This window comes from Psychrobacter sp. 5A.1, assembly GCF_030407455.1.
GTDB lineage: Bacteria > Pseudomonadota > Gammaproteobacteria > Pseudomonadales > Moraxellaceae > Psychrobacter.
On sequence record NZ_JASDDJ010000018.1, the window covers coordinates 36166 to 54704 of the forward strand.

Here is an 18539-nt window from a genome sequence, read left to right on the forward strand (position 1 = left end):
CAGTATTTAAACTGTGATTAGATTAGAAACGGTAAGTTGCACCAAGTTTAACAATTGGGAACCACTCTAACCAATCTTTATCTTCTAAATCTTTCTCAGCTTGGTCAGCTACAAGTTCTGCATCTGGATTAGTATTACCAGCTACGCGATTAATTGTTGCAGTGGTTTTACCCATATATGCTGCGCCAATTTCACCAAACAAACCAAAATTGTTAGTAATATTAGGACGGAAACCAACTGTTAGGTAAGGTGCTAACTTGTTACGATGTTCAATAGTCCCTTCTAAAGCACCTACGTCACTTAATAGATACTCTTCACCATTAACGCTATAATACGCGTCGTCACCACTTCCCTCAGGATTTGCACGCACATCAATATCGTTGTCAGGAACGATGATACCAGCACCCATCGTGAACCAGTTACCAGTAGGACGCAATTGCACACCTAGGTAAGGATTGCTAAAATCACTATCAACATCATAATTGATGTCATTTGCGTCAAAATCACCGCCGAAAAGGTCAGCAACATCGCCACCTGCCCAACCAGCTTGTAATTCAGTTTTTTCGTTCAGTGACCAACCGATATTAGCACCATAACCTAAAGTGCCAACTTCCGCGCTTACAGATGCTGGATTCACTACTTTACTAAAGAAACCTTTAGTACCACCAACGACAGCACCCGTCGTGTTACTTACCATACCAGCATCAGCATCATATGCATAAGAAGCAGGTTCTGCTTCATAAACAACCGCATCATTGTCATCAACGACGATAACTGGCTCAGCAGCCAATGCGGCAGTTGATGCTAATACGGCAGCAGTAATTGCTGTTAATTTAATAAGTTTCATAAATACTCTCCTAAAGTGTGAAATAAGTCGCCCATAAAAAATGATAATTTAGCTTTTTTTAAATCGATCATTTTGTTGAGCAGATTAAAACAATTTTGGCTTAAAAAGTCACCCCTATAAGAACGCTTTTTATTTGCCATTATGTAAAGATTGCATAGGTATTGTAATAATTACTACACCAATCCGTAAAACTTCGACTTTCTGTTACACAATGCTCTTAAAGTAACCAAACAGCACAGACACGAATATTGAGTTGCTTAATGTTTATGTAAGGGTATTACAAAATATGTCATCATAATGCCCTTCCTCTTGGTTTTGTTCAATGACAGTTATATAGCTTATTACTACTGTTTGTTGTGTTTTGTGAGTTGATGTAGTAATGATTGCTTTTGGATAAATAATGAGATGAGCACGGCTGTCACAAAAATTTTGTACTATAGTGTGTTCAAAGAGCAATAGTATGGCCAGCTAAGGCAACTATGCCTTGTCTAAGCGTCATATTATGCTAAATTAGAAGGTAGAAAAATATGTCAGAAGATTGTGTATTAAAGACCTTGTCATGTTCCATGCTGTCTCCTTTTTATTCCTATTGAGCCATATATATATGCCTAAAGTATCATCGATTACCCGTGTTTTAGAGATTATTGAAGCGGTGTCTTATGCTTCCAAGCCTCTTTCTCCACTTGAGCTGTCACAAGAGTTAGATATTCCTAAACCAACCATCCATCGTTTGATTCAAAATTTGGTTGATGAAGGGTTTGTGACCATCGATATTGGTGGCGGGATTATTCCTGGTAAGCGGGTACGCAATTTGAGCGTTGAGCTCTGGCAGCAACGGTTATTTTTTAACGAACGGCAGATGATTTTGCAAAAGCTGGTTGACGAGTTAAAGGAAACTTGCGGCATTGGTATTCCTTATCATATGAATATGATCTATACCAACCGTGCTCAAACGACCTTACCACTACAGATTTATCTTCCTGTCGGAGCAAAATCACCCATGTGGTGTACGGCGACAGGCAAGCTATATTTGAGCCAGATATCGACGGCTAGCCGTATGAAAATACTACAAGGGTTGCCATTAGATAAATTCACCAAAAATACCATTACCGATATTGATGCATTGAATGCTGAGCTTGATCGTATCGCTGATACTGGCATTGGTATCGACAATGAGGAATTTATCTCTGAGATGGTAGCGGTGGCTGTACCTATATTAGACAAAAAGTCACGCTATCTGGCTTCACTATATCTGCATGCACCAACCATACGGGTTTCACTTGATGATCTATTGACCCATGTACCACGACTGCAAAAAGCGGCACAGGATATCCAAACCCTCGTGTATGATTTGCAAAGCTAACACAGTAGATTGGTCATCAAAAAAAGGACGACGCTATGATTCTAGCGTCGTCCTTTTTCTTTTTAGCCAGTACATTGTTTTTATTAGCAGGAATTACTAGGCCGTGTCTTCATTTCAAAAATGAGATAAATTGCCGTCAAACGAGGAAAATAGTGCAGATAATATCTGGATATTAACCAGCTATTTGACGATGTTTGGCAAAATTTAGCTGTTTTTAGCCCATTTAGATAACTATCGAGTGAATTGAAGACACGCCCTAGCGATATTTAAGAGTATCGCGTATAAGACAATAGCGAAACGTCATGACGTCCCATAATACTAGAAAAGTCTTTATCACCATTCTCTACAGTATGTGAGGTATATAGCTCGGTCGCTTTTGCCCCCATGGGGGTTTCTACATGAGTGTCTTGAGCCGTCTGCATCGCAAGGTTCAGATCTTTTTGCATCAGTTTACTCATAAAACCACCTTGATAGCCGTTACTGGAGGGAACATTTTCCATGACTTGTGGATAAGGATTATAAACTTCTAAGGTCCAGTTACGGCCTGAGCTTTGTAGCATGATATCTGATAGCACTTTAGGGTCCAAACCGTTCTTGACGCCTAGATTAATCGCCTCTGCCGTCCCTGCCATCAAGATACCTAATAGCATGTTATTACAGATTTTAGCCACTTGTCCTGCGCCGTGCTCGCCCGCATGAAAGATATTTTTGCCCATCACGGCAAGTATCGGTTCAGCCTTGGCAAAAGCATTATCGTCGCCACCAACGATAAAGGTCAAGCTACCAGCAATTGCCCCGCCCGTACCACCAGAGACCGGTGCATCTAAAAAGTCGATGCCAAGTTTATCTGCCGCCTCTGCCACTGTCCTTGCATCAGCAGCCGCTATCGTACTACTGTCAATCACAAGCGTGCCTTTTGGCAGCTCTGCAAGCAAACCATTAGAGCCGCTATCACCCAAGTACACAGAATGTACGTGCTGACCTGCAGGTAACATACTAATCACAACTTGAGCGTTACTCGCAGCATCTTTAGGATTGTCTGCCACCCTAGCACCTGCTTGCTGTAGACGCTGGGTCGCAGCCTTAGACAAATCAAAGACAGATAGCGCGTAACCTGCCTTCAATAAATTCTCTGCCATTGGCGCACCCATGTTACCAAGCCCGATAAAGGCAATATGTGGTTTAGTGGTGTTATTATTCATTGTACTTGTATCCTTTGTACCCATCTCATCACTCCTTGATGATTTATGATGTAACTATTGCTACATACTATTTAACAGTGTTTATTAGTGAATATTGCTTATGTCCTACTTTATAAATCTCTTTTAGGCAACTAGCCGACGTATCGACTACCCAAAGCGTCACTACCTAGCCAATCGCCCAAAGGATGCTCACCTTTTGGATAAGGATTGACAAAGTGCTGATCGATATATGCCTGCCCTTCTACACTCAGACAGTCTGCTAATGAACGCGACCATTTGGGATTTCTATCTTTATCAATTAATAATGCCCGCACGCCTTCTTTGAAATCAGGGTTGGCCGCACAATGTACTGCGACATTGGTTTCTAAATACAGGACTTGTTCAATCGATAAATCGGCGACTTTATGATAAAGCGTATAAGTTAACGCTGCCGTCACTGGGCAGCCATGACGATAGGTTGCAACTGCGCGCTGCGTCCAGCTGTCTTCTGCAAAATCTTTATTTAGCTGTGTCAGCGCTTTATCGCTTTGTAGCAGCGCATCAATATCAGCCAGACCGCCACGGTTCATCAACTGTTGAATAGGTTGCCAATATGTCGCTAGCTTACTATCAGGCAGTTCGGCAATAGGTAGTTCAGCAAGTGCACGGCTAACAATACTATGAGCACTATTGTCATGGCACTTATTCGAACGGCTAGCGCTATCTACCGTTTGCCAATCGCTCTGTTTGAGGCGCTGCATGACAGCGTCATAATCATGGCTAGCAACGGCATACTCTGCCAGATTGGCCAATAGCGCATCGCTGCCATTGCACATCGCTCCCGTTAGTCCTAAGAACAACCCCACTTTGGCAGGCATACGTTGTAAAAACCAACTGCCTGAAGCATCAGGGAACAGTCCAATGGTGACCTCAGGCATGGCAAAACGGGTACGCTCAGTGACCAGACGATGACTACATCCTGCCATCAGCCCCATGCCGCCGCCCATAATGATGCCATCGCCCCAAAGTATCAGTGGTTTCGGATAAAAATGCATTTGACGATAGAGACGGTACTCGTGACTGAAAAACTCAGTAGCATAAGGGTTTGGTATTGGCGCACTGGCAGACATGCTGTCATAGAGCTTACGAATATCACCGCCCGCACAGAACGCTTTATCCCCTGCACCTTTTAACACAAGCGCCACTACTTGATCATCGGCTTGCCACTGCTCTAGCTGTGCTGACAATAATTGACACATATCAACGCTGAGTGCATTAAGCGATTTGGGTGTGTTGAGTGTCATGACTCCAATCAAGTGACCGCAATCTGTCGATTCAGTACTGAACAGTACAGGCGCTTCTGGTTCTATATTAGTTGCCAGCTTTTGGGTATTAGTATTATTCGTCGCTGCTGTCATAAAAGGTACCTGCAAAAATTGAAATGAATAAAGTGACTGTTAGCGCATCCTACCTGCAGTCTATTTATTCTGCCAATTGGGTTTACGCTTTTCTAAAAAGGCTTGTACCCCTTCACGCTGATCGTTGGTATCGAACAACTTAACAAACGCTTCGCGCTCATGGATAAGGTTTTGTGCAGGCGGGGTATTTCTCGCCGCTTGGATAAGCGATTTAGAATAGCTGACAGCAACAGGAGACTGTTTAGCAACTTTTTGCGCTAGTGCTTGTGCCACTTTTAACCCTTCTCCTTTGGCAGCAACTTCTTCAACCAGACCAATACGTAACGCCAACTCTGCATCAACGCGCTCACCGCACAGTATCATGCGTTTGGCCCAACCCTCCCCTACTAACATAGGTAGATTCTGTGTGCCGCCAGCACATGGCAACAATCCTACGCCTGTCTCTGGCAGTGCCATTTGGGCGTGCGCTTCTGCGATACGGATATCACAGGCCAATGCACACTCAAGTCCGCCGCCCATCGCATAGCCGTTGATGACGGCAATACTGACACCGCGATAGGCAGACAATGCTTCAAACGCCTCACCAAATGCAATTGCCATGCTTATGGCGCGGCCTTTGTCTCCATCTGAAAAATTGTTTAAATCCGCACCAGCTGAAAAGAACTTTTCGCCATCACCATGAATAATTAAAGCATAAATATCATCATTGGCATTCAAATCAGTCACTAGTTGTTTGAGTGCTGGCAGACTGTTCATCGTCCACGTATGGGCTGGTGGGTTGTTCAATGTCACGGTAGCAGTATGACCATCAATCGATAACCTAAGATTGGTATAATCCGTCATAAATAATCCTTGTTTCAGTAAATCAAGATAAATTAGCGCAGTTGATTTAACCCTTCATCCTGTAAAACCTGACGTGAAATAATCACTCGCATGATTTCATTGGTGCCTTCCAAGATCTGATGCACACGTAAGTCTCGCACATGGCGCTCAAGTGGGTACTCGTTTAGATAACCATAACCACCGTGTAATTGCAGGGCTTCATTGGCAACATCGAAACAAAGATCCGTAGATAGACGCTTCGCCATTGCGCAGTAGGTAGACGCTTGTCCATCATTGTTATCGACTTTATCAGCTGCTAGATACAGCATTTGGCGCGCGGCGATGGTCTGAGTCAACATATCAGCAAGCTTAAACTGTACCGATTGTAAGCTAGCAATCGGGCTACCAAACTGGCTACGCTCTTGTACGTAACTGGTTGCCGTCTCTAACGCCGCTTGTGCCGTTCCTACCGCACAAATACCGATATTGATACGGCCACCATCGAGTCCTTTCATCGCGATACGAAAGCCTTGGCCTTCCTCACCTATCAAGTTCTCTACTGGAACTTTAACGTCTTTAAAACTGATTGTCCGTGTCGGCTGTGCTTTCCAGCCCATTTTATGCTCGTTTTTACCATATTCGATGCCAGCACTATTGGCATCTACGACAAACGCTGACACACCTTTTGGCCCAGCACCACCAGTACGTGCCATTACTACCAATACATCGGTTGAGCCTGCGCCAGAAATAAAAGTTTTTTCACCGTTTAGTACATAATGCTCGCCTTGCTTATCCGCTTTGGTACGTAGCGAGGCCGCATCTGAACCAGCATTGGGTTCCGTTAGGCAATAACTACCCAACCACTCTCCGCTCACCATATTGGGTAGATATTTTTTGCACAAAGTATCACTGCCATATTCACCAATCATCCATGCGGCCATGTTATGAATACTCATATACGCTGCTACTGCCGTATCACCCCATGCAAGCTCTTCGAACACCATTGCTGAGTCAAGTCTTGGTAAGCCCAAGCCGTCATACTCTGGATTGGCATACAGCCCCAAAAATCCAAGCTCACCAGATTTTTTGATCACATCTATTGGGAAATGCGAGTTACGATCCCATTCAGCAGCATTTGGCTTTAGCTCTTTTTGCGCAAACTGACGGGCGGTTTGGCGAAAGGCGACTTGGTCATCGGTCAATGAAAAATCCATAGGGTCATCCTTGTTCTTATAGATCAAATAGAGGGCTTAAATCTCGGATAAACGTTGATAAAAGCGCTAATAAAAAGGTTGGTCAGAGATTTTATAAGACATTAGGGCGTCTTGATAGCGGCATAACGATAATAAAATTGCGTTTAATAGTACCGCAAGTCGCATTATCGTCATACCGAAAACACAAAATGTCATACTGAAAAAACAATGAGCTGACGATTAAATTGAAATCGTTGTATTGACACCGCGGCTTGCTTCATCATCAAACCAACGTGCGGTCACTGTCTTTGTCTGAGTATAGAACTGGACGGCTTGCTTGCCATAAGGACCTAGGTCACCAAGCTTGCTGCCACGTGAACCTGAGAATGAGAACATAGGTAGTGGCACAGGGATTGGCAAGTTAATACCGATTTGACCAACTTGAATGTCTTGCTGGAATTTGTGTGCGGCTGCGCCTGACTGGGTAAATATCGCCGTGCCATTGCCATGTGGATTGGCATTGAGCATCTCAATCGCTTCGTCCAAGCTGTTAGCACGCATGATACACAATACTGGCCCAAAAATTTCTTGTTGGTAAATTTGCATGTCGCTTGTGACATTATCAAAGATAGTCGGGCCGACAAAGTTACCTTTCTCATACCCTTCAACAGTAATACCGCGACCATCCAAAATTAAACTCGCACCCTCTTCTACCCCAGTACCAATCAAATGCTCGACACGGGCTTTTGCGGCAGGAGAAATCAGTGGTCCCAAATCCTTGTCATTTTTACCTGCTGATACGACCAAGCTTTCTGCTTTGGCTTTAATCTCATCAATCCATTCGCCAGCTGCGCCTACTAGTACGACGACCGACAGTGCCATACAGCGCTGACCAGCGGCGCCAAATGCTGCGCCTGCTAGCTGATTAAGCGTCTGTTCTTTATTAGCATCAGGCAGGATAACGCCATGATTTTTGGCACCCATCATACACTGAGCACGCTTACCTGACTTACTTGCACGCTCATAGACGTGTTTACCAACGTTGGTAGAACCGACGAAAGAAACCGCTTTGATATCTGGATGGTCGCAGATAGCATCGACGGTTGCTTTGCCACCGTGTACCACGTTAAGAACGCCTTCTGGTACGCCTGCTTCAATCGCTAGCTCTACCAAACGCATCGTCACCATCGGATCTTGTTCAGACGGTTTTAGGATGAATGTGTTGCCCGTGGCAATTGCCATTGGGAACATCCATAGCGGAATCATCGCTGGGAAGTTAAATGGTGTGATACCAGCGCAAACGCCGAGTGGCTGCCAAATACTATAAGTATCGACACCTGACGCGACGTTTTCTACAAAGTCACCGATTTGCAGATTGGCAATACCAGCGGCATGTTCGACCACTTCTAGGCCACGGAACACATCACCACGCGCATCAGCAATCGTCTTGCCTTGCTCTGCGGTCAAGATTTCTGCCAGCTCATCCATATGATCACGAATCAGAGACTGGTACTTTAAAAAGATACGCGCACGCGTGGTAATTGGCGTTTTGCGCCATGTCTCAAACGCAGTCTGTGCAGCTGCGACTGCTTGATTAATCTCATCATTGGTGGTTTGCGGAACTTTGGCAATGACTTCTTGCGTCGCTGGATCAGTGATATCAATCCATTCGTCGGTGTTTGATTGTACGAACTGACCATTGATAAGCTGTTGAACGTGGTGCATAAGATATCCTTATCTTTTTTGCGAGACTACCGTGTGACGGCACCTAGATATTTATTAGAAAAGTAAAAGCGATGAGGGTTTGTCTATAAAACATTCATAAAAAATTGAATTTTAAAATGATTTATTTTGTATCGTTATTGACTATAACAATAAATCAATTTTGCGGTCAAGCGCTTTATCGAAATTTTATCTAAGTTTATTTTAATAGCACGTGTTTCTATAAAAATGGTTTAAATAACAAACACAAAAAAGCCCATGATTACTCATGAGCTTTTTAAAGTTAACCTGACTTTCATACCTGATGAATAAAATCACTGGTTTATACGACGTTGATTTCTACCAATCAATAATCTTTCATTGCCTGCTTGATCGCATCGATAGCGGTTGGGTTATCAAGCGTTGACATATCTCCTGTCGGTTGGTTTTCTGCCAGAGCACGAATTGAGCGACGTAAGATTTTACCAGAGCGTGTCTTGGGCAGTGCCTGAGGGAAGTAAATAGCGGCTGGTCGCGCGATGCCGCCCAAAGATTTGACGACTGCGCCTATCACTTGCTGCTCAATACGAAAACGGTTTTCAGTGGTTTCGATTTTTGTTTGATCCTTTAGGACGCAGAAGGCAATAGGTAGCTCGCCTTTTAGCTCGTCTTGAATGCCCACCACGGCACACTCTGCCATCTCTGGATGTGTACTGATGGCCTCCTCAATCTCTTGCGTGCCTATTCGATGTCCTGCGACGTTAATCACATCATCGGTACGCCCTAAGATGTAGAAATACCCTTCTTCATCTGTTACTGCATAGTCTGAGGTTGAGTACTGCTGACCATCAAACAAGCCAAAATAACTACTGATAAAGCGCTCGTCATTACGCCATACCGTAGTGAGACAGCCAGGCGGTAGTGGTGCTTTAATTGCAAGCAACCCTTTTTCGCCAGCTTGACAAGGATCGCCTGTTTCCTCATTGATGACGTGCGCTTCATAGCCATACATCGGGTAACCAGGTGACCCCTGCTTGTGAGGCTTATGATTGAACTTTGGCGTATGGCTGAGGATTGGCCAACCAGATTCTGTCTGCCAATAATGATCTAAAATCGGTACGCCTAGATGTTGGGTTAACCAATTGGCCGTTGACTCATCAAGCGGCTCGCCTGCCAAAAAGAACGACTTAACACTAGAGACATCGTAGCGCGTCATCCAGCTTTCGTCTTGCTTTTTGAGCATACGCACGCCTGTGGGTGCAGTGAACAAAATATTGACTTTGTTGGCCTCAACGATGCGCCACCAGATGCCAGGGTTTGGCATATGCGGTAAGCCCTCATACATGATACTGGTCATACCCGCCAGTAACGGCGCATAGATTGTATAAGAGTGCCCAACGGCCCAACCAATGTCAGATATTGCCCAAAACGTCTCGCCCGCCTTGCCATCATAGACATAATCCATTGACGTCGTCAGCGCAACTGCATGACCGCCTGTATCCCGCTGCACCCCTTTTGGTGTGCCAGTAGTACCAGAAGTATAAAGCAGATAAGACGGGGTGTTTGACTCAAGCCAAACTGGATCTACGACTGCATTGGCCTCACAACTATGACGACGCTCGGTCGCATAATCAACATCGATCGCTTTGGTTTCGAATGGCAATATACCGCGATTGACCACCAGCACATGCTCTGGCTTGACAGTCGCTTGTTCGACGCCTTGGTTGACTAGGTTTTTATAATTGACGACCTTACCGCCGCGTAGCCCTGCATCTACCGTAATGACCATTTTCGCTTCGGCATCATCCATACGGATAGCCAAGTTATGGGCAGCAAATCCACCAAACACGACTGAATGGACAGCACCAATACGCGCACAAGCCAGCATGGCATAAGCCGCTTCCAATATCATCGGCATATAGATAATGACACGGTCACCCTTGCCAATACCGTGACGCTGTAGCACATCGGCAAAGTAATTAACTTCTTTATACAAGTCATTATAAGTCAGGCGACGCTTGGTATAGTCTGTATAAAACTCGACGTTATTGCCCAAATCTTTAAACGAATCAACGACCGCTGGAAAGGTTTCTATCAATTCTTGATTAATCTCTGATGACACCCACACAAAAGCATCTTGCTCTGCACGGTCTGCCAGATGACGATCGACACAGTTGTAACAAAGGTTGGTCTCACCACCGACAAACCATCTGGCAAAAGGCAGATTACTGTCATCTAGAATTTGCTCAGGCTCTTTATGCCAATATATACGCTTCGCCTGCTCAGCCCAAAACTGCTCTCGATCCGTAATAGACTCGTGATAAATATCAGCGAAGTTTGGCGTGTCTGTTATTTGGGTAGAAACTGGGGATTGGGAATGGTCGCTCATAGTAGCTGTCCTTAGCATAAACGAGAAATGAGGCAATGATATTTTATCGTTAAAGCACTTAGCAAGTAGGGTATTCAGCTATAGTTTGCTTCGAATATAAAAAATCATGTCTTAAAAAATACTGGTCATCCTTGCCAGAATTAAAAACTGATACAATATGTATCGGTTTAAAATGTAGCAGAGCCTATCATAAAGGTCAACTATTAAGCGTGTGATACGCACTACATTTTGCCGAATACAAATATTTGAACATCTAACTAGGGTCGGTTGAACAGCCCCTAATACTAAATCTCAGTTTGATTGGCATACATCTCACGCATGACTTTTTTGTCATGTTTACCAACGGAGGTTTTTGGCAGCTCATCAACGAACTTAAACTGGCTTGGGACGCCATATTTAGGAATGATACCGCGCTCTACCGCTTGTTCTGCAATCGCTTTGATATCATCAGCACTGGTATCCTTAGCATCAGGCTTTAATACCACCAAAGCCAATGGACGCTCGCCCCATTGCTTATCACGTACGCCAATCACTGACACATCAGCCACTGACGGATGTAACGATAAAATCGTCTCAATTTCCAGCGACGATATCCACTCACCCCCTGATTTAATCACGTCTTTTAATCGATCGGTGATTTTGATATAGCCATCAGGACGTATGTACGCGATATCTTGGGTGTGCATATAGCCGTTTTCCCACAGCTCCTTGCCAGCGTCGTCGTTTTTGAGGTAACTTTGGGTCAGCCAAGGTGCGCGTAATACCAACTCTCCTGTATTATCCTGTCCTTTCACTGACTTATTGCCTTCACCCCATACCTGAGCATCGACCATGAGCACCGGCTTACCTGTCATGCAGCGACGAGCAATGTCTTCTTCTTCGGTCATTTCAGGCTCATCAAGACTAAAACCCGTTAAGCTAATAAGTGGAGCCGTCTCTGACATGCCATAGCCTGTATAAACCTCAATACCTTGGGCCATGGCCGTTTTTGCCAGACCTTCAGTCAACCTTGAACCACCAATAATCATTTTTAGCCCATTAAAACTGACATCGCGATCTTGTGCTTCTTTGAGTACCATTTGCAAAATTGTTGGTACACAATGGGTGATACTGACCTTTTCATTGACAATTAAGTCCATCAACGTATCAGGCGCATAGCGACCTGGATAGACTTGCTTTAGACCTACCATGGTCGCTGTAAACGGAAAACCCCATGCATGTACATGGAACATTGGCGTCATAGGCATATAAACATCACCATAGCTTACGCCTTGCTTATCAGGCAGCATACCCAAGGTTGCCGCTTCTGCTAGTGTATGTAGCACTAGCTGACGATGGCTAAAGAAGACCCCTTTTGGATCACCTGTCGTGCCTGACGTATAAAAAGTCGTCGCAATAGTGTTTTCATCAAAATCCGGAAAATCAAATTCGCTATTGGCAGCTTCTAATAGCGCTTCATATTCGCCTGTGACACGGCTTTGATTGCTACCAAAGATACCTTCAGCAGTGACGCCGTTGTCATCAAGCCAGATAATATGCTCAATACTTGAGTTTTCAAACTGATAGTCTTTAACCAATGGCGCAAACTCAGAATTGAGCATCAGCACTTTAGGCTTGGCATGGTTGATGGTATAAAGGATTTTCTCAGGCGATAGACGGATATTGACAGTCTGTAAAACGTACTCTGACATTGGTACGGCAAAATAAGACTCAAGATAGCGATGACTGTCCCAATCCATTACGGCAACCACATCACCTGCGTCGAGTTGCAAGCCTGCCAGTACATTGGCCAAGCGATTGATACGCTCAAACAGTTCTTTATAAGTCAGGCGCTTCTTATCCGCATAAACAATCTCTTGGTCTTGCGATACCGTTTTGGCACGGTTTAATAACTGCTTGACCAATAATGGATAATCGTAGGCAGATGGTGCACTGTGGTAAATGTTTGACATAGATCTGACTTCCTTGTTTGTCGTACTGATAAGGGATAAATAGCAATAATAATAACAATCAAGTTAATAGCAGCATAAAACCTACTACGCTAACCATTTTAATTTTTATAATGTAATAACATCGTTATTGATAGTAAGAAAAAAGCGGCGCTGTGTAAAGCGGTCTTACATTAAGTATCACAAGATGGCTGGCTATACACATACTACATAAGACAGCCAATCACTTTGCCCGTACTGTGGTTTTAATCATGCCAAAACTGGCGACCAATAATGCCAATACCTGTACAAATAATAATAGGCCGACCGTGAGAGGCCATTGCCCGCGCGCATACGCCATACCACACAGCCACGCGCCTAGCGTACCGCCTGTATAGTAGCCCATATAATATAGGCCCGATGCCAATGAGCGACCCTTTTTCACATTGACCGCGATATAGCTGATGGTCGCTGACTGTGTGATAAATACGCCCGAGGACATGATGGCCAACCCGATGACCACGCCCCATAATGGCGTGACCAGAGTCAATAACACCCCAACCATAGATACGACGATAGCCACTCGTACGGTACGTGCTGAGCCAAATCGGCGTAGCAACGATGTAGACAGAGGTGTGATGATGACACCCAGCAAATACACCGCAAAGATATTGGCAAGCGCGCCCGTCGTCAGCTTATACGGCTCACCTGTCAGATGTAAATTGATAAAGGTAAAACAGCCCACGAGTGAAAACAGAACGCAAGCACCAAGCAGACAAGACGTGACGACATAGCGATTGGTCAGGTGCTCCCCTAACGTCTGTATCGCTGAGCGAAAATTAGGATTGGCCACAAAATGACGAGACGATGGTAGCATCTTGCCAACCCATATCGCGCCTAATAATGTCATCGCTGTCATGACATAATATCCATGACGCCAACCGATCAGCTCATGTAAATGCCCCAGCAAAAACCGACCCATGAAGCCGCCAAATACTGATCCTGAGACATAGAAGGACATCAGCTCGGTCACTGCTCGCCCTTCAAACTCCTCACCGATATAGGCAATCGTCACCACCGTAATACCTGGTACAGACAGCCCTTGCATAAAACGCCACAATCCCAACCACTCAATGCTGGAGCTTTGAGCAATCAGCGCTGTCGGTATGGCTAAGAACAATAAAGCGCCAACGATGAATGACTTGCGCCCGACCGCATCTGAGAGCATGCCCAAAAACGGCGACATGATGGCAATTGCCAACACAGTAGCCCCAACGATCATACCAGCCTGCACTTCGGTCGCGGCAAAGTCCACCATCATGACTGGCAGTACCGCCTGAATAGAATACACCTGTAAAAAAGCAAACATGCCTATCAGACCAATCGTGAGCTTCAAAATCCATGAAGTCGAATGATTGGAAGAAACTGGTGGCGTTGGCACAATATTTTGGATTTGATCTGTAGAATGAGTCACAAGGGAGCTGGCTATATTGGTGATGCCATGACCGAAAATAGTCACAGTCGTTGGCGTGGATGACAGAGGCGGATAACCAATACTTATGCTTAATTTAGAATGAAAAAGCACAGTATTAGGAGATTAATGCCCATCATAATGACAAGAAAATCATGTTAGCACATCTACCAATAGACTCAGGTTTAAAAGTGTTATTACCACTTGATAGATTCTTTATTTAGGCTAGGGCGTGTCCTCATTTTAAAAATGGTGATAAAAATGAGATAAATGGCAGTCAAACGAGGAAAATAGTGCAGATAATATCGAGATATTGACCAACTATTTGACGATGTTTGGCAAAATTTAGCTGTTTTTAGCCCATTTAGAGGACACTCGTTTGAATTGAGGACACGCCCTAGGGCTTATCGCAGAAAAACTTGGTTAAAAATTGCGGGTCGATTTAGGACGTGTCATCATTTAGATTGTGGGGCTTAAAATGAGAAAAATTGCCGCCAAACAAGAAAGAACTCGCCGTAAATAGCATGTCTTTTTTATTTTTACATTTTTACATTGCTTCTATCTTTTTTATTACAGACTTTACTCGCTTAAAAATCAATAATTGTAGGTAGAAAAAACGAACCATTAAGGAGTAATATTGATGACTGATCACATTCATGATTTAGGCGCAGGATTTTGGAACATACGCGGATCATTCCGTATCGGTGGCGTACTAAATATCGGCACACAATGCTCACTAATAAAGCTAGCATCAGGACGCTTTATCTTTTTAGACAGTTACGCTTTGACAGGTGATGTTCGAGAGGAAGTGATGGCGCTTACCAATAATGGTCAAGATGTCGAAGCCGTCCTGAATGTACATCCATTTCATACGGTACATTGCGCCCAAATGGCCAAAGACTTTCCGCAAGCGACATTTTATGGCAGCAGCCGTCATCATAAAAAAGTACCAGAGATCAATTGGGCAGATGATTTGGTTGAAAGTGAGGCCGTCGCTGCACGCTATCCCGAGCTTCAGTTTTCAATGTCAGAAGGTATCTACTATATCTCGCCCAATGAGATGATTCATGCAGGCTCTCTATTGGCCTATCATCCTGCCAGCCAAAGCTTACACGTGGATGATACGTTTATGAGTCCACCAACCAAGTTATTAGAAGCTGTATTGCCTGAGCTAATACTGCATCCTACGACCAAAAAAGCTCTGAAAAACGAGCCAAGTGCTGGCAAGGATTATTGCGATTGGGCGACCCATTTGGCACATGAATGGCGTGATGTTCGAAACTTCTGTGCAGCACACTCTTATCTCGTTCAGTTTAAAGAAGGCGAGTTCGAAAAAGCGTTGTTAAAAGCGATTCGCAAAGCGCGTCCAAAGCTTGAAAATGCTTAATTTCTAAAAATTAAAAACAAGCCTAAGCCGTGTCCTCATTTTAAAAATGGTGATAAAAATGAGATAAATTGCCGTCAAACAAGGAAAATAGTGCAGATAATATCGAGATATTGACCAACTATTTGACGATGTTTGGCAAAATTTAGCTGTTTTTAGCCCATTTAGAGGACACTCGTTTGAATTGATTACACGCCCTAGGCATGTAATCAATTCAAACGACAACGATTCAAATGGATGAAAACAAGAACATATCCTAAAAAAGAAGCTGCCATTTTGGTGGCTTTTTTTAGGAATTAATTTCTGATCTAAAGTCGTGAGTTGCTAAGTAGATATAATCCTGTTATAAAAATTAACAAAAGTATCCTTAAATAATACATAATAAGACCAACTGTAAACTTTATATGATGATGGTGTACAAGGTTTATGCCGTGTCTATTCGATTTTTAAGGGACTATAACTTTATCAAGGACTATAATATGAATCGTCACTATTTAGCGGTTGCTACCATAGCAGTAAGCACCCTCGGGTTTTCTGGCTGTACCTCTCATCATCAAGCGTCAAAAGAACAGCTTTCTGACACTGGTGCGACTGTAATGGCATCGCAAGATAGCCATAGCGTCCATCAGCCTAAGTGGTCATACAAAGGTAGTACAGGTACTGAATATTGGGGTGACGTCGAAGGTGCTAGTACCTGCAAAACAGGGAAACAGCAATCGCCTATCAATATTACAAAAGTGACGGCCAGTAGTGCAGCCTCGCCCATTATTGATTATGCTCAATCTACTGACATTCGAATCAATGACAATGGCCATACTGTCGTTTATACACCAACGACCGAAAACAACACTATTATGTTAGACAATGAACGCTATGTACTGAAGCAGTTTCATTACCATACGCCAAGCGAACATCAATTCGGTAGTCAGAACTATCCAGGCGAGATTCATTTTGTTCATGCCAATAGCAAAGGCAATCTTGCGGTAGTAGGTGTCATGCTGAAAATTGGTGAGGCCAATGACATGCTGCGCGTATTGCTAAACGGTACTGAAATCATCACCCAAAATGATGACGAATTTACGGCCAATGACGTTGATTTATCCACCTTAGCACCTGTCATGGCTACTTTCTATCATTATAGCGGCTCGCTAACAACACCACCTTGTTCAGAAAAAGTCCAATGGTATGTAAGTAAGCAACCTTTAACACTGACTAGCGATCAATTTAAGATTATGTCTAATCTATACGAAGGCAATAACCGCCCTATTCAGCCACAAGGCTCGCGTAAGGTAGAACAGCTTAGCAACTAAACCAACCATCATTAATATGATTAGATCAATGTCAAAGAGATACCGTTAGGGCTGCTAATTGCTAAAATTTCACCAAACTAGGCGCAAGCCGACGATAATATCGAGACCTTAGCTAGGCTTGCAACAACGTTTGAGGGGATTTTAGCATCAGCCTGACAGGGCAGTGCCTTGCTTGATCCTCGCTCATATCCATCATAAGCCCACATTTGGTCTTATGATGGATATGAGCATGTATTTACACCAGTCATAGAATATTCAGTGCCATGATCGAATATCAGACACGGCCTAGTTCGATTGAAGCCTCATTCGAAATTATAAAACTATATTTCACACCAAAAATATGATATATAAATCAAGTTTAAAATTGTGTACTTTGCCCTATCACCTTGACGGAAACAGAATGAACTTAATATTATCTTTTAAAAAGCAATATTTTATCGGGTTATTAGCGATAGGATTAGCTGCTTGTCAATCGGATTCCAAAAATGAATCAGTAGCAGAAACGCCAGCAGTAGAAACATCAGTAATAGAGCCTCCTATAGTAGAAACACCAGCAGTAGAAACGCCAGTAATAGAGCCTCCTGTAGTAGAAACACCAGCAGTAGAAACGCCAGTAGTAGAGCCTCCTGTAGTAGAAACACCAGCAGTAGAAACGCCAGTAATAGAGCCTCCTGTAGTAGAAACACCAGCAGTAGAAACATCAGTAGTAGAGACTCCTGTAGAACATGCTTTATGGACAGAGTTTAAACAGCAACAGTCGCATAGATTACTAGATTGGTCTAAGGCAGGTTATAAGAGTGGCTATGCTGATATCCCTACCAACCCAGTTACTCATAATGTTGTTGAGTATGGCGCTATTGCTAATGATGGGAAAGATGACCGAGTAGCGGTACAAAGCGCTATTGATGCAGCAAGTGTGAATGGCGGTGTTGTGTTTTTTCCTGAAGGAAATTTTGACTTTTGGACAGGGCCTAATGGTCATTCTTTAGAACTTTCTGCATCAAACGTTGTTATTCGAGGCAGTGGTATAGGAAAAACCACATTAAAACAGCAAAACTTTCATGAGGGAAATATACATTTTGAGCGTTTTTTTCTTATTAATGTAGATAGCAAAAATAAGATAAAAGGCAGCGCGGTTTCACTGATCGAAGATGCAAAAGCACATGATAAAAGAATTAAGGTCAGCGATACCTCAAAAGTAAAAGCCGGTGATGTTATTTTGGTACAAATGGTAAGTGAAGAAAATAGCGCTGGCTTTACATCAGATAAAATAGCCAAGAAATTATTCTCTCCTTTAACAATAGAGCCAGAATGGACAGGTATTGCTCGTTTTATTCCTTTTGAACTCATGGTTACAGTGAAAGAAGTAAGCCCAGAGGAAAAAACAATATATTTAGAGCAACCATTAACCCAAGATTTTTTACTCGCCGACCGCGCTAGAATTTCACTTATTGAACCCCACTCTCAACTTGAAATAAGCAAATCAAACTGAAGTGGCGGATTACCTAGTTTTTTATTGAGTACAAAGCACA

At 43.5% G+C, this 18539-nt stretch carries 13 protein-coding genes; 4 read left to right on the top strand and 9 right to left on the bottom strand.

Going from position 1 to position 18539, the window contains the following annotated elements; all coding sequences use genetic code 11:
• Positions 1 to 22 precede the first annotated feature (22 nt).
• Positions 23 to 847 (bottom strand): hypothetical protein, encoded by an 825-nt coding sequence (locus QL982_RS05910; RefSeq protein ID WP_290190217.1) that lies wholly within the window; start codon positions 845 to 847, stop codon positions 23 to 25.
• A 604-nt stretch (positions 848 to 1451) separates the two neighbouring features.
• Here QL982_RS05910 and QL982_RS05915 point away from each other — a divergent pair.
• Positions 1452 to 2210 (top strand): IclR family transcriptional regulator, encoded by a 759-nt coding sequence (locus tag QL982_RS05915; protein WP_290162237.1) that lies wholly within the window; start codon positions 1452 to 1454, stop codon positions 2208 to 2210.
• A gap of 266 nt (positions 2211 to 2476) precedes the next feature.
• Here QL982_RS05915 and mmsB read toward each other — a convergent pair whose 3' ends face one another.
• The 8 genes from mmsB to QL982_RS05955 form a co-directional block, all read right to left on the bottom strand.
• On the bottom strand, positions 2477 to 3412 hold the full coding sequence (mmsB, locus tag QL982_RS05920; protein ID WP_290162239.1) for a 3-hydroxyisobutyrate dehydrogenase: 936 nt from the start codon (positions 3410 to 3412) through the stop codon (positions 2477 to 2479).
• Between the two features lie 131 nt (positions 3413 to 3543).
• On the bottom strand, positions 3544 to 4809 hold the full coding sequence (locus QL982_RS05925; RefSeq protein WP_290162241.1) for an enoyl-CoA hydratase/isomerase family protein: 1266 nt from the start codon (positions 4807 to 4809) through the stop codon (positions 3544 to 3546).
• A gap of 60 nt (positions 4810 to 4869) precedes the next feature.
• Positions 4870 to 5652 (bottom strand): enoyl-CoA hydratase, encoded by a 783-nt coding sequence (locus QL982_RS05930; protein WP_290162243.1) that lies wholly within the window; start codon positions 5650 to 5652, stop codon positions 4870 to 4872.
• A 32-nt stretch (positions 5653 to 5684) separates the two neighbouring features.
• On the bottom strand, positions 5685 to 6845 hold the full coding sequence (locus QL982_RS05935; protein WP_290162245.1) for an acyl-CoA dehydrogenase family protein: 1161 nt from the start codon (positions 6843 to 6845) through the stop codon (positions 5685 to 5687).
• Between the two features lie 219 nt (positions 6846 to 7064).
• Positions 7065 to 8549, bottom strand: coding sequence for a CoA-acylating methylmalonate-semialdehyde dehydrogenase (locus tag QL982_RS05940; RefSeq protein ID WP_290162248.1), 1485 nt, complete (start codon positions 8547 to 8549; stop codon positions 7065 to 7067).
• 343 nt (positions 8550 to 8892) lie between these two features.
• A complete protein-coding gene (locus tag QL982_RS05945) occupies positions 8893 to 10914 on the bottom strand; it encodes a propionate--CoA ligase (RefSeq protein ID WP_290162250.1) in 2022 nt (673 codons plus the stop codon).
• 284 nt (positions 10915 to 11198) lie between these two features.
• A complete protein-coding gene (locus QL982_RS05950; RefSeq protein ID WP_290162252.1) occupies positions 11199 to 12866 on the bottom strand; it encodes a fatty acid--CoA ligase in 1668 nt (555 codons plus the stop codon).
• A gap of 220 nt (positions 12867 to 13086) precedes the next feature.
• Positions 13087 to 14241 carry an MFS transporter gene (locus QL982_RS05955; protein ID WP_290162271.1) on the bottom strand — a complete coding sequence of 385 codons (1155 nt, stop codon included), beginning with the start codon at positions 14239 to 14241 and terminating at the stop codon, positions 13087 to 13089.
• Between the two features lie 712 nt (positions 14242 to 14953).
• Here QL982_RS05955 and QL982_RS05960 point away from each other — a divergent pair.
• From QL982_RS05960 to QL982_RS05970, 3 genes are all read left to right on the top strand, one after another.
• Entirely contained in the window at positions 14954 to 15700 is a 747-nt protein-coding gene (locus QL982_RS05960) for a hypothetical protein (RefSeq protein WP_290190218.1), read from the top strand.
• Between the two features lie 476 nt (positions 15701 to 16176).
• A complete protein-coding gene (locus QL982_RS05965; RefSeq protein WP_290165875.1) occupies positions 16177 to 17007 on the top strand; it encodes a carbonic anhydrase family protein in 831 nt (276 codons plus the stop codon).
• A gap of 400 nt (positions 17008 to 17407) precedes the next feature.
• Positions 17408 to 18499, top strand: a complete 1092-nt coding sequence (locus tag QL982_RS05970; RefSeq protein WP_290190219.1) for a glycosyl hydrolase family 28-related protein — start codon at positions 17408 to 17410, stop codon at positions 18497 to 18499.
• Positions 18500 to 18539: the final 40 nt, after the last annotated feature.

Excerpts from the sequence above, each read along its gene's own strand:
- QL982_RS05910 (WP_290190217.1), bottom strand. The coding sequence starts at position 847 with ATGAAACTTATTAAATTAACAGCAATTACTGCTGCCGTATTAGCATCA.
- QL982_RS05915 (WP_290162237.1), top strand. The coding sequence starts at position 1,452 with ATGCCTAAAGTATCATCGATTACCCGTGTTTTAGAGATTATTGAAGCG.
- mmsB (WP_290162239.1), bottom strand. The coding sequence starts at position 3,412 with ATGAATAATAACACCACTAAACCACATATTGCCTTTATCGGGCTTGGT.
- QL982_RS05925 (WP_290162241.1), bottom strand. The coding sequence starts at position 4,809 with ATGACAGCAGCGACGAATAATACTAATACCCAAAAGCTGGCAACTAAT.
- QL982_RS05930 (WP_290162243.1), bottom strand. The coding sequence starts at position 5,652 with ATGACGGATTATACCAATCTTAGGTTATCGATTGATGGTCATACTGCT.
- QL982_RS05935 (WP_290162245.1), bottom strand. The coding sequence starts at position 6,845 with ATGGATTTTTCATTGACCGATGACCAAGTCGCCTTTCGCCAAACCGCC.
- QL982_RS05940 (WP_290162248.1), bottom strand. The coding sequence starts at position 8,549 with ATGCACCACGTTCAACAGCTTATCAATGGTCAGTTCGTACAATCAAAC.
- QL982_RS05945 (WP_290162250.1), bottom strand. The coding sequence starts at position 10,914 with ATGAGCGACCATTCCCAATCCCCAGTTTCTACCCAAATAACAGACACG.
- QL982_RS05950 (WP_290162252.1), bottom strand. The coding sequence starts at position 12,866 with ATGTCAAACATTTACCACAGTGCACCATCTGCCTACGATTATCCATTA.
- QL982_RS05960 (WP_290190218.1), top strand. The coding sequence starts at position 14,954 with ATGACTGATCACATTCATGATTTAGGCGCAGGATTTTGGAACATACGC.
- QL982_RS05965 (WP_290165875.1), top strand. The coding sequence starts at position 16,177 with ATGAATCGTCACTATTTAGCGGTTGCTACCATAGCAGTAAGCACCCTC.
- QL982_RS05970 (WP_290190219.1), top strand. The coding sequence starts at position 17,408 with ATGAACTTAATATTATCTTTTAAAAAGCAATATTTTATCGGGTTATTA.